This is a genomic window from Faecousia intestinalis, from assembly GCF_040096185.1.
In the GTDB taxonomy this organism is placed as follows: domain Bacteria; phylum Bacillota; class Clostridia; order Oscillospirales; family Oscillospiraceae; genus JAZOXB01.
This window is the reverse complement of the sequence record NZ_JBBMFF010000146.1, coordinates 1-13,015: the sequence shown is the minus strand read 5'-3', so window position 1 is coordinate 13,015 and position 13,015 is coordinate 1. Positions and strand designations below refer to the sequence as shown.

Genomic DNA, 13,015 nt, shown 5'->3' with positions numbered 1-13,015 from the left:
ATCCGTAAGGCGGCAAAGCCGCCAACGGCTGCGCAATATTTCAAGTTTTTCATACCGATGGATTGACGAAAAAGATCTGGCATCCGCCGCAGATGATTGATTCAGAGTTTCCTTAAAAAAGGGTGATCTGGCTCGTATCCGGCAGGTCACCGAACGCGCCCGCCTGCTTCAGGTTCTCGATATGAGTCTTGGACACCTTTGGACAGGCTGCAGAGAATTCCTCAATGGAGACAAAGTGCTTGCCCTCGCGGCCCTCCATAATATCCCAGGCGGCGGACTCGCCGAGGCCGGAAACAGAGACGAACGGCGGGAGGAGCCTGCCGTCCCGGATGAGGAATTTTGTGGCATGCGAGGCGTAAAGGTCAATATTGTCGAACGTGAAGCCGCGCAGATAGAATTCATAGCAGACTTCGAGCGTCGTCAGCAAATCTTCTTCCTTGTCAGAATGGTCCGGATCAGCGTTGATACGCTTGATGTGCTCCTTCACAGTCTCGATGCCATGTGTCATCATCACGGCGTCGAAGCCGTCCTTCTGACTGCGGCGGTAGAAATAGGCCGCATAAAACGCCAGCGGGTGATGTACCTTGAACCACGCGATGCGGAAGGCCATCATGACGTAGGCCGCTGCGTGTGCCTTCGGAAAGAGGTATTTGATCTTTTTGCAGGATTCGATGTACCATTCCGGCACCTGATGCTCGCGCATCTCCTCCACAATGCCCTCCGGCCACGCCTTGCCCTTGTGGATCGCGCCCTTTCGGACGGACTCCATGAATTTGAAGGCGCGCTTCTCCGGCAGACCGCACTTGATGAGATAGAGCATGATATCGTCGCGGCAGCCGATGGCCTGATTGACGGAGGCCGTGCCGCTCAGGATCAGGTCCTTCGCGTTGCCGAGCCAGACGTCCGTGCCGTGGGAGAAGCCGGAAAGGCGAATGAGCGTGTCGAACTGCGTCGGCTTGGTGTCCATGAGCATCCCGCGGGTGAAGCTCGTGCCGAATTCCGGAATGCCGACTGTGCCGACCTCCGTCAGGATCTTGTCATGCTCATAGCCGAGCACCTTGCTTGAAACGAAGATGGACATCGTGTCCTTGTCGTCGAGCGGGATCTTCTGGGCGTCGACTCCCGTCATATCCTCCATCATGCGGATCATCGTCGGGTCATCGTGGCCGAGCATATCGAGCTTCAGAAGGTTTTCCTCCATGGAGTGATATTCAAAATGCGTCGTGATGATATCGGTATGGATGTCGTCCGCCGGGTGCTGCACCGGGCAGAAATCCCAGATCTCATTCTCCTGCGGGATGACGACAAGGCCGCCTGGATGCTGGCCCGTCGTGCGGCGCACATCGACGCAGCCCGCTGCAAGGCGGTTCTCCTCCGCGCGGCTGACGGTCAGGTTTCGCTCAGCCAGATATTTTTTCACATAACCGTAGGCCGTTTTCTCTGCGACCGCACCGATCGTGCCCGCACGGAACACATGGCTCGCGCCGAACATTTCGATACAGTACTGATGGGCGCGCGACTGGTATTCGCCTGAAAAGTTCAGGTCGATATCCGGGACCTTGTCACCGCCGAAGCCGAGGAACGTCTCAAACGGGATGTTGAAGCCGTCCTTATCGAGCTTCGCGCCGCACTGCGGGCAGACGGCATCCGGCAAGTCGGCCCCGCAGTTGATGCCATCCGGAACATCGAAGGTGCAGTATTTGCATTCCGGGCAGCGATAATGCGGCGGCAGCGAGTTGACCTCGGTGATGCCGGACATGAAGGCCACGAGCGACGAGCCGACGGAGCCGCGGGATCCGACGAGGTAGCCGTGCTCCAGGGAATTCTGTACGAGCTTCTGCGCAGACATGTAAATGACGTCGTAATGGCAGTTGATAATGTCTCCCAGCTCGGTCTCAACACGTTTCGTAACGATCTCGGGCGGATTATCGCCGTACAGGCGGTGCAGCTTGCCGTAGACCAGCGATTTCAGGTCCTCGACGGAGTTCTTGATCTTCGGCGCAAACAGGTTATGCGGTACGGGGCGGACGGTTTCGCACATGTCGGCGATGTGGTTCGGGTTCTTCACAACGACCTCATAGGCCTTTTCCGGGCCCAGGTAGGAGAATTCCTCGAGCATCTCGTCCGTCGTGCGGAAATAGAGCGGATTTTCGCGGTCGCAATCCTCAAAGCCCTTCGTGGCCAGCAGGATCCGGCGATAGATCTCATCCTCCGGGTTCAGGAAGTGGACGTCTCCCGTCGCGCAGACGGGCTTTCCCAGCTCCTCGCCCAGCCGGACGACGGTGCGGTTGAACTCGCGCAGCTCCTCGTCGCTCTCCGCGATGCCCTTGGCCAGCATGAAGCGGTTGTTGCTCAGGGGCTGGATCTCAAGGAAATCGTAGAACGAAGCGATGCGTTTGAGCTCCGCGTGGCTCTTGTGGGCCACAATGGCCTGGAACAGCTCGCCTGCCTCGCAGGCCGAGCCGATAATGAGACCCTCACGGAATCGGATAAGCTCTGACTTTGGGATGCGCGGCGTGCGCTTGAAATATTTCAGATTGGAATCCGAGATCAGGCGATACAGATTACGCAGGCCCATCTGATTCTTGGCAAACAGCAGGATGTGGCGGGCGTGGCGGTTCGTGATGCGGCTTCCGGCACGCAGGGAGAGCATGTCCGCATTGATATCCTGAATGTCGTGCAGGCCGCGCTCCTGCAGCATTTTGGCAAAGCGCAGGTAGAGGTAGCCGCACGTCAGCGCATCGTCCGAGGCACGGTGATGGTTGAAATCCGGCAGGCTGAGCGCATTGGCCACGGTATCGAGCTTGTGATTCGTCAGCTGCGGCATCAGATTCTGTGCAAAGATGAGCGTATCGAGATACGTCGGATCGAACGGCAGACCGAGCCGCTCGGCCGCCGCCGTCAGGAAGCCGACATCGAAATCGGCATTATGCGCACACAGCACGCGCCCGCCGCAGAAGGCCAGAAATTCCGGCAGCACCTGAGAAATGGGCGGTGCATCCGCCACCATGGCGTCCGTGATGCCGGTAAGGTCGACGATCTTCTGCGGGATGGAGCGGCCGGGGTTCACGAAGGCCTGGAACGTATCGACGACCTGCCCGTCGCGCAGGATAACGGCGCCGATCTCCGTGATCTCGTCGTGCTGAGCCGAAAGGCCCGTGGTCTCAAGGTCGAAGGCGACGAACTCGCCGTCCAGCGGCAGGCTTGCCGTCCCGTGGACGGCGATGCGGTCGTCCACGTCATTGACATAATAGCCCTCGCAGCCATAGAGGATCTTGATGTTCTGATCCGTCCCCGCCACCTTGTTCTTCGAGGCATTCAGGGCAGCCGGGAACGACGAGGCAACGCCGTGGTCCGTGATGGCAATGGCGCGGTGGCCCCAGCGGGCAGCCGTGGCGACGGCCTCGCCCGTCTTTGTCAGGGCGTCCATCATGGACATTGTCGTGTGAAGATGCAGCTCCACGCGCTTCTCCGGCGCGGTATCCACACGGACGGGCGCCTCCGCGGCCTGCACGGCCAGCGGCTCGAGCACGATGTCGTTTTCAAACCGGCTGAAGCTGATGAAGCCCTGCACGCGCAGCCACTTGCCGGGCTTCTGGATGGCGTCGATGAGTGGCTTTGCCTGATCGGCCTCCATAAAGCGGTTCACGCGGATGGAGCCGGTGTAGTCCGTCATGTCGAAATTCACGACCCACGCATTGCGCTTCTTGAGCTCCTTGTGGTTCACGGCGAACACGCGGCCCTCGACGATGACGCGGCCGACGTCGCTGTCCTGCGACAGCTCGCGCATGGGCGTGACGTTCCCGTGGAACGGCTTGCCGAAGATCATCTGCGACGGTGCAGCGGGCTTTGCGTCCTTCCCGGCCTGCGGCTTTCCCGCCGGAGCGGACGAGGCCGGCATATCGCGCAGCGCGGCAAGTCGCATTTTCTCTGTCTCGGCAAACAGCTCCTCACCCACCGGCTCGTGATTTGAAATTACGTCGATGCCCATGCGGACGCCGAAGCGCTCAGTCAGGAGCCGCTCTGCAGCCGGAAGATGCGGTGTGAGCTGGTCGCGGCCGTTGGCGCGCAGGTAAAGCTCGGCCCGCTCCCCCGCAAACGACCATTTGCAACCGGCCAGAATGGCCGCCGCGGGAGAATAGGCGTCGATGAGCGCGCGCGTCAGCTCCTGCCCGTCGAACTCGGCCAATGCCTCCGGCGGGTAATGCGGCTCAAAGCGAACGCGGCGCATGCCGTAGAGCTTACTCAGCTCCGAAGCCGCCGTGTTCAGCACAGCCTCCGGGACATAGCGCGGCAGCTCCAGACGGAGCAGGACGGACCGCGCCTCGCGGTCGATCTCGGCATGGACGATGCTCGCCTGCTCCAGTGCGGCGCGCTGCGGCTCATCCGGTTCATATTCCAAAAACATCTTCAAAAACGGAACTGCCATGATGTGATGCTCTTCCTCTCTCAGCTTGTCAAAAAAGTCCCATCGGGCTTTTTCGCCAAGCTGCTTTCAGAATTGCAAAATAAATTTTTGTATATATCCTATTTTGCAATTCTGCCGCTGCGGCGGGTTATTGGACGCGAAAGGAAACCCTGACGGTTTCCTTTCACTCTTTTCTTCCCTCCGATACTTTTGGCTTGGCAGTTTTTTGACAGTCTGTTCTCTTGTCTTTTTCTCCAATTATACCTGTTTTCGGCGCAATGCGCAAGCCTTCGTGATGGGGAAAAAAGGCCCCCATCCGGTGATGCCGGGCGGGGGCCATGGATTTTGCAGATATTACATTGCGTCAATGTATCGCAGCAGGGCAGGAAGCAGCTCGTCATAGGGCAGCTTTTCCTTCAGCTCACCGTGCACGAACAGCACGCCGCAGCCGTCGCCGCCCGCGATGCCGATGTCCGCCTCGCGCGCCTCGCCCGGCCCGTTGACAACACAGCCCATGACGGCGACCGTCAGCTCCTTGTCGCAGTCCTGCAGGGCCTCCTGCACGCGGTTGGCAAGTCCAATGAGATCGATCTTCGTGCGGCCGCACGTCGGGCAGGAGATGAGGTTCACGCCCTGCTTCCGCAGGCCGGCCGCCTTGAGGATCGCCTTGGCCGCCACGACCTCGCGCACGGGATCCGCCGTCAGGGAGACGCGGATCGTATCGCCGATGCCGAGGCACAGCAGACCGCCGATGCCCATGGCGGACTTGATGGTGCCCATATATTCCGTGCCGGTCTCCGTCACGCCGACATGCAGCGGATAGTCGCTGCGCTCGTGCATCAGGCGGTATGCCTGCATCATGAGCGGCACATTGCTGGACTTCATGGAAACGCAGATATCGCCGAAGCCGACGTCCTCGAGCATCCGGATGTGGGAAAACGCGCTTTCGACCAGCGCCTCCGGCGTGGGATGGCCGTATTTTTCCAGCAGGCTCTTCTCGAGGCTGCCGCCGTTCACGCCGATGCGAATGGGGATATGGTGGGCGCGGCAGCAGTCTGCCACGGCGCGCACATGGGCCTCGCCGCCGATGTTGCCGGGGTTGATGCGGATCTTGGCCGCACCGCCCTCCGCCGCAGCGATGGCAAGGCGATAGTCAAAGTGGATATCCGCCACGAGCGGCAGCGGGGACCGGGCCGCAATGGCGGCAAAGCCCTTTGCCGCAGCCTGATCCGGCACGGCAAGGCGCGCCAGCTCACACCCGGCCGCCTTGAGCGCGGCGATCTGGGCAAGGCTGCCCTCCACGTCCGTTGTGGCGGTGTTCAGCATGGACTGGATCGAGACCGGCGCGCCGCCGCCGATGCGCACGCCGCCCGCATTGATCTGTCTGGTCATTCCGGGCCTCCTCAGGTAAAGAGATGGAAAATATCCTTGAACGTGATGACCGCGATCAGCAGGAGCAGGAGCACCATGCCGACGCCGTTGATCCACGCCTCATATTTGGGGTTGAGCTTTTTGCGCGTGATGCGCTCGATGAGCGTCGTGAGCAGCAGGCCGACGATGCGGCCGCCGTCCAGCGCCGGGATGGGCAGCAGGTTCATTACACCGAGGTTGATGGCGATGAAGGAGAAGTAATACAGCACGACAGCCAGCCCCTCCCAGGCGCTCTCCTGCTGGTTGGCCGTCTCCGTGACCTGCTCGACGATGCCGACCGGTCCGCTCATGTCCTTCAGGCCCGCGCGGCCCGTAAACAGGTCCCCGAGGCCGAGTCGCACGATGCGGACAAAGTCGACGCAGCTGTTCCACGAGAAGCCGAGCGTCCCGCCGAGCGTTTTTTCCTGCACGTCGATCGTGAAGCCGTAGAGCTGCTCGCCGCCGAAGTCGCGGCGCTCGACCTGTGCATTCGGCAGGCGCACCTTTTCGCCGCCGCGCAGCACCACGATGTCCGCCGTGCCGCCCTCGCAGCGGTCGAGCAGCATCGTGACGTCGCCCGACGTGTAGACGCGCTCGCCGCCGATGGAATAGAAGCTGTCGCCCGCCTGCAGCTGCCCGGCAAACACGCTGGCAGAGTCGACGGACGCGACGGCGCGCGTGGGGATGGCCTGATAGACGGACGCCACATAGATCGTCATGATAAGCAGGCCCGCCACGAGATTCATAAACGAACCGGCCACCAGAATGAGGAGGCGCTTCCAGACCTTCGCGCGGCCGAAGGCGCGCGGATTGTCGCTGTCGCCGTCCTCACCCTCCATGGCGCAATAGCCGCCGATGGGGATGCAGCGCAGAGAATACAGTGTCTCGCCCTTCTGCTTTTTCCAGATCGCCGGACCCATAAACAGGGAGAATTCATTGACCTGCACACCGGACAGCTTCGCCGTCAGGAAATGGCCGAACTCATGCACGAGCACGAGCAGGCCGAACAGGAGGATCGCTACCAGAATATAAACAACGGTCAAGCTCATCACCTCATCCAGGAATCTGCCGCCGCGCGTGCGGCGCGGTCGGCCTGCAGCACGGTCTCGAGCGTGTCTGCTACCGCAAACGGGACGGTCTGCAGCGCGTGGTCGACCATGCGCGGAATGTCATAAAAGCCGCACTCGCCGCGCAGGTAATGCGCCACGGCGGTCTCATTCGCACCGTTGAGCACCGCGCAGGCCGTTCCGCCGGTCTGCGCCGCCTGCTTTGCAAGGCGGAAGCACGGGAAGGCTTCCTCATCCGGCGCATCGAACGTCAGGGGGCCGCAGCGCAGCAGGTCGAGCGGCTCAGCCGGATTCTCCGCGCGGTTCGGGTAGGTCAGCGCCAGCCGGATGGGCACGCGCATATCCGGCACGCCGAGCTGGGCCAGCACGGCCCCGTCGCGGAACTCCACAAGCGAATGCACGATGCTCTGCCGGTGGATGACGACGTCGACCTGCGAAAGCGGCAGGCCGTACAGCCGCATGGCCTCGATGACCTCAAGGCCCTTGTTCATAAGCGTCGCGCAGTCAATGGTGATCTTCTCGCCCATTTTCCAATTCGGGTGGCGCAGGGCGTCGGCCTTCGTTACCTGCCGCAGCTCGTCCGGCGTCTTGCCGAAGAACGGCCCGCCGGAGCATGTCAGGATCAGGCGGCGGATCTCGCTGCGGTCCCGGCAGCCCATAAGACACTGAAAGATGGCGGAGTGCTCTGAGTCGACCGGTACGATCTCCGCCCCGGCCGCCGCAGCCTCGCGCATAACGAGCTCGCCCGCGCAGACGAGCGTCTCCTTATTGGCAAGGGCAATGCGCTTTTTCGCCCGGATGGCCGCGAGCGTCGGCCGCAGGCCGAGCATTCCGACAACAGCCGTCACAACGGTGTCCGCCAGCGGGTGCTCTGCCGCGGCGATGAGGCCGTCCATGCCGGAGCGAATTTCAATTTTCTCCCCTGCCAGCGCCTCACGCAGGCGCTGCGCAGCCTCCTCCGTGCCCATCACGGCAAGCTGCGGCCGGAAGCGGCGGCACTGCTCGGCCATGCGCTCCACATTCTGCCCGGCAGTCAGCGCAGCGACGCGCACGGGCAGCTGCTCAACGACCTCGAGCGTCTGCCGCCCGATGGAGCCGGTCGAACCGAGGATCGTCAGATTTTTTGTCATCATATCACTTCACCGCAAACGGGATGAGCAGGATCAGGAGCTCGGTCAGCGGCGCGACGAGCATCGTGCTGTCAAAGCGGTCGAGGATGCCGCCGTGGCCGGGGATCAGATTGCCGTAGTCCTTGATGCCGACCTGCCGCTTCACGACGGACAGCGTCAGATCGCCCACGATGGACGCCACTGCGCCAAGCACGCCGTAGATCGCGGCATAGAAATAATTCACCTGCGTAAAGCCGAAGCACTTGTTCAGGAGCAGCGTATACAGGCACAGGAACACGATGTTGCAAACGACGCCGCCGACTGCACCCTCCACGGTCTTCTTCGGGCTGACGATGGGTGCCAGCTTATGTTTGCCGCAGGCGCGGCCGACAAAATAAGCGCCGCTGTCTGCGACCATGGACAGCAGGAAGGCCACCAGAATATAGAATTTGCCGCCGTCCATGCCGCGCAGGCGCACGAGCGCGCCGATGAGGAACGGATAGACGAAGCCGCTGAACAGCGCCACGCACACGGCCGTGAAGCGCAGCTCCGTATGAGCCGCGAGCAGCTCGCAGAACAGGGCGCAGAAATAGACGAACAGGCCCAGCAGCGCGCACAGCCACAGCGTCTGCTCCGAGACGATGCTGCACGCACGCAGCCACGACCACATGACGTTCGCCATGGCGGCGACAACCGTATAGACCAGAATGCGGCGATGCTTCAGGATGCCGGTACGCCAAAGCATCTCATAGGCCGCCACGCCGCAGGCCAGTGCAAACAGAATCGCCGTTGCCACAGGCGGCAGAAACAGAACGACGGCCAACAGCAGCGGAAGTCCGACGCAGGCGGCAAGAATGCGGGTCAGCATATTATTTCACTCCTCCAAAGCGGCGATCGCGCGCGTTGAAGGCGTCGATCGCTTTGTCCAGCTCCTCCGGGCCGAAGTCCGGCCAGAGGACATCCGTAAAATAGTATTCGGCATAAGCCGACTGCCATAACAGGAAATTGGAAATGCGAGTCTCTCCGCCGGGGCGGATGACAAGCTCCGGAGCCGGCACCCCGGCAGAATAGAGCAGATCGGAGAACATATCCTCCGTCAGCTCCTCCGGGCGGCGCTCTCCGGCGGCGCACTGCGCGGCAAAGCGCTGCGCCGCACGGACGATCTCATCGCGGCCGCCGTAGTTCAGGCAGAAATTCACCTGTACGCCCTCGTATTTCTTCGAGCGTTCCACAGCCTCCTGCGCCTCGCGCTGCAGCTCCGGCGACAGGCGCGACAGGTCGCCGAAAAAGCAGAAGCGCACACGGTTGCGGTCCATGTCGCGGATTGCCTCGCGGAGGTATTTCTCCAGCAGGTCCATAATGGCGTCCACCTCGTCCTCCGGGCGCTTCCAGTTCTCCGTGGAGAAGGCGTAGACCGTCAGATACTGCAGACCGATGCTCTTGGCATAATTTGCGATCGTGCGGAACGACTCCGCGCCCGCCTTATGTCCTGCAGGACGCGGCAGACCACGCTGCTTTGCCCAACGGCCGTTGCCGTCCATGACGATGGCGATGTGGGTCGGGATCCGCCGCGGCTGCGCCGGGGCGGTCTTTTTTCGGAATAATCTCATTGCAGTTTTTTCCAATCCGGGCCCAATCGGCGCAAAAGGGAACCGTCACGGTCCCCTTTTGCGAAGCGGGCTCTATTCTGGGCGCTCAGAGCTCCATAAGCTCCTTTTCCTTCACGGCGCAGGCCTCGTCTACCTTCTTGATATACTTATCGGTCAGGTCCTGCAGGTCCTTCTCGGCCTTCTTCTGGTCGTCCTCGGTAATCTCAGACTTCTTCTTCAGGGCCTTGACATAGTCCATGGCATCGCGGCGGATGTTGCGCACGGCGACCTTGGCATCCTCGCCGTACTTCTTGACCTGCTTGGTCAGCTCGCGGCGGCGCTCCTCGGTGAGCTGCGGGAACACCAGGCGGATAACGCGGCCGTCATTCTGCGGATTGATGCCGAGGTCGGACGTCTGGATGGCCTTCTCGATCTTCTTGAGCAGGCTGCCGTCCCACGGCTGGATGACGAGCGTGCGCGCATCAGGTGAGGCGATGGTGCCGACCTGTCCGATGGGCGTATCGACGCCGTAGTACTCGACGCTGATGCGGTCAAGCACGCGGGCATTGGCACGGCCGGCGCGGACGGCGCCGAAGTCCTCCTGGAGCACCTCGAGCGTGCGGTCCATTTTGTAGGTATAGTCCTTAAAGTCAACCATGTTATTTGTCCTCCTTCACTACGGTTCCGATCTTTTCGCCCATCACGACGCGCAGGATGTTCTCGGGGTCCTTCAGCGCGAAGAGAATGATAGGAATGTGGTTGTCCATGGAAAGTGAGGTCGCCGTCGAGTCCATCACCATCAGGTGGCGGGCAAGGACCTCGTCATAGGTGATCTCGTCGAATTTCACGGCGTCCGGATTCTTCGCTGGATCGTCGGAATATACACCGTCGACGTTCTTGGCCAGCAGAATGGCGTCGGCGTTGATCTCCGCCGCGCGGAGCACCGCGCCGGTATCCGTCGAGAAGAACGGGTTGCCGGTGCCGCAGCCGAAGATCACGACGCGGCCCTTCTCCAGATGGCGGATGGCACGGCCGCGGATATAGGGCTCGGCGATGCGGGTCATCTCAATGGCAGTCTGCACGCGGACCTCAACGCCGCGCTGCTCCAGACTGTCGGCCAGAGCGAGGCAGTTGATGACCGTGGCAAGCATGCCCATCTGGTCGGCGCGGGTGCGCTCCATCCGGTCGCCGCCGTCCTTGATGCCGCGCCAGAAATTGCCGCCGCCGACGACGATGCCCACCTGCACACCGGCTTCGACGCACTGCTTGACGACGTCGCAGACACTGCCGATCACATCAAAATTCAGGCCGCGGTGGGCGTCGCCCGCCAGGGCCTCGCCGCTGATTTTCAGAAGTACGCGGCGATACTTCGGCTCGTTCATGGGGAACCTCTCCTTTACCTTCTGTTTGTCTTCGTCTATTCTATAATAATTTTGCCGGATTGACAACCGAAATCTGCATATTTTCACAAATTGTTTTTAAATTTCTTTCCCGGACAGATGAAATTTCGCGATTTGTATGCAAAGGAGTTGCGATTTTGGGCGGACTGCGCTATAATGAGGAGTACTTTTACCTGAGAGGATGGGAAACATGGCAGACGAGCTCAATCGCCCGGAGATCAAGAATTTTATCGAGGCCTTTGTCGAAGAGGATATCGGCTCCGGCGGCCAGTATGAGGGCATGCAGGTGCACACGCGCTTCCCGCCTGAGCCGAACGGCTATCTGCACATCGGCCACTGCAAGGCGCTGTGCATCGATTTCGGCACCGCCGAAAAATTCGGCGGCATCTGCAACCTGCGCATGGACGATACGAACCCCACGAAAGAAGACACGGAATACGTCGAAGCCATCAAAGAGGATATCCGCTGGCTCGGCTTTACCTGGGACGACCGTTTTTACTATGCATCCCAGTATTTTGACAAGATGTACGAGTGCGCAGAGGACCTCATCCGCAGGGGGCTGGCCTATGTCTGCGAGCTGACGCCCGAGCAGATGCGCGAATACCGCGGCGACCTGACGACCCCGGCCCGCAGCCCGTACCGCGACCGTCCCATCGAGGAGTCGCTCGACCTCTTCCGCCGTATGAAGGCCGGTGAGTTCCCGAACGGCGCCATGACGCTGCGCGCGAAGATCGACCTTGCCTCCGGCAACTTCAACATGCGCGACCCGGCCATCTACCGCATCAACCACATGCCGCACCACGCCACGGGCGACAAGTGGTGCATCTATCCGATGTACGACTTTGCCCACCCGATCGAGGACGCCATGGAGCACATCACGCATTCGCTGTGCTCGCTGGAGTTCGAGGCGCACCGCCCGCTCTACAACTGGGTCGTGGAGCACTGCGACCTGCCGTCGAAGCCGCGCCAGATCGAGTTTGCGCGCCTCGGCATCAACTACACCGTCATGTCCAAGCGCAAGCTGCGCAAGCTGGTCGAGGACGGCCGCGTCGCCGGTTGGGACGACCCCCGCATGCCGACGCTGTGCGGTCTGCGCCGCCGCGGCTACACGCCGCACTCCATCCGCAGCTTCTGTGAGCGCATCGGCGTGGCAAAGGCCGCTTCCACCGTGGAATACGCCTTCCTCGAGCACTGCCTGCGCGAGGACCTCAACGATTCCGCCACGCGCACCATGGCCGTGCTGCATCCCCTGCGCCTGACCGTGACGAACTATCCCGAGGGGCAGACGGAGATCTTCGAGGTTGAAAATCACCCGAACCACCCCGAGATGGGAAAGCGCGAGATCCCGTTCTCCCGCGATCTGTGGATCGAGCAGGATGACTTCATGGAGGAGAAGGTCGGCAAATTCTTCCGCCTCTTCCCCGGCAATGAGGTCCGCCTGAAGGGTGCCTACGTCGTCAAGTGCACCGGCTGCGTCAAGGACGCGGACGGCAACGTCACGGAGGTCCTTTGCGAATACGATCCGGCTTCCCGCGGCGGCGACCCCGCCGACGGCCGCAAGGTCAAGTCCACCATCCACTGGGTCGAGGCCAACGAGGCCGTAGACGCCGAGGTACGCCTGTATTCGAACCTCTTCACCGATCCCGATCCCGACGCAGCGGACAAGGACTTCCTCGAGTGCCTGAACCCGGATTCCCTCGAGATCCTCACGGGCTGCAAGATCGAGCGCGCGCTCGCCGCGGCCAAGGCTCCGGAATCCTATCAGTTCATGCGCCTGGGCTACTTCTGCCCGGACAGCAAGGACTCGACACCGGAGCACCCGGTCTTCAACCGCTCCGTCAGCCTGAAGGACAGCTATAAGCCGCAGGCCTGATCTCCAAAACCAAAAAAATGCAGCGCTCCCGGCGGGAAATCCCGCCGGGAGCTCAAACTATCCAAAAAACCGCCAAGCCGAGAGTTTCGGAGGGAAGAAAAGTGTGAAAGGAAACCGTCAGGGTGTCCTTTCGCGTTTGATCACCCGCCGCAGCGGCAG

General features: G+C 61.4%; 9 protein-coding genes. 1 reads left to right on the top strand and 8 read right to left on the bottom strand.

Going from position 1 to position 13,015, the window contains the following annotated elements; genetic code table 11:
• Positions 1-112: 112 nt before the first annotated feature.
• From WMO66_RS03675 to pyrH, 8 genes are all read right to left on the bottom strand, one after another.
• Entirely contained in the window at positions 113-4,429 is a 4,317-nt protein-coding gene (locus WMO66_RS03675) for a PolC-type DNA polymerase III (protein WP_349135029.1), read from the bottom strand.
• Positions 4,430-4,762: 333 nt separating this feature from the next.
• Positions 4,763-5,800 (bottom strand): flavodoxin-dependent (E)-4-hydroxy-3-methylbut-2-enyl-diphosphate synthase, encoded by a 1,038-nt coding sequence (gene ispG / locus WMO66_RS03670; protein ID WP_349135028.1) that lies wholly within the window; start codon positions 5,798-5,800, stop codon positions 4,763-4,765.
• Positions 5,801-5,811: 11 nt separating this feature from the next.
• Complete coding sequence (locus tag WMO66_RS03665) at positions 5,812-6,861, bottom strand: M50 family metallopeptidase (protein ID WP_349135027.1); 1,050 nt, start codon at positions 6,859-6,861, stop codon at positions 5,812-5,814.
• A gap of 5 nt (positions 6,862-6,866) precedes the next feature.
• On the bottom strand, positions 6,867-8,015 hold the full coding sequence (locus tag WMO66_RS03660) for a 1-deoxy-D-xylulose-5-phosphate reductoisomerase (RefSeq protein ID WP_418468837.1): 1,149 nt from the start codon (positions 8,013-8,015) through the stop codon (positions 6,867-6,869).
• 4 nt (positions 8,016-8,019) lie between these two features.
• Positions 8,020-8,862 (bottom strand): phosphatidate cytidylyltransferase, encoded by an 843-nt coding sequence (locus WMO66_RS03655; RefSeq protein WP_349135025.1) that lies wholly within the window; start codon positions 8,860-8,862, stop codon positions 8,020-8,022.
• Position 8,863: 1 nt separating this feature from the next.
• Complete coding sequence (gene uppS / locus WMO66_RS03650; RefSeq protein ID WP_349135024.1) at positions 8,864-9,604, bottom strand: undecaprenyl pyrophosphate synthase; 741 nt, start codon at positions 9,602-9,604, stop codon at positions 8,864-8,866.
• Positions 9,605-9,689: 85 nt separating this feature from the next.
• Positions 9,690-10,241, bottom strand: coding sequence for a ribosome recycling factor (gene frr, locus WMO66_RS03645; protein WP_349135023.1), 552 nt, complete (start codon positions 10,239-10,241; stop codon positions 9,690-9,692).
• Position 10,242: 1 nt separating this feature from the next.
• On the bottom strand, positions 10,243-10,965 hold the full coding sequence (gene pyrH, locus WMO66_RS03640) for a UMP kinase (protein WP_349135022.1): 723 nt from the start codon (positions 10,963-10,965) through the stop codon (positions 10,243-10,245).
• 208 nt (positions 10,966-11,173) lie between these two features.
• Here pyrH and WMO66_RS03635 point away from each other — a divergent pair, with 208 nt between their 5' ends.
• The gene (locus WMO66_RS03635; RefSeq protein ID WP_349135021.1) at positions 11,174-12,856 is read left to right on the top strand and encodes a glutamine--tRNA ligase/YqeY domain fusion protein; all 1,683 of its coding nucleotides are present in this window, start codon (positions 11,174-11,176) and stop codon (positions 12,854-12,856) included.
• Positions 12,857-13,015 lie beyond the last annotated feature (159 nt).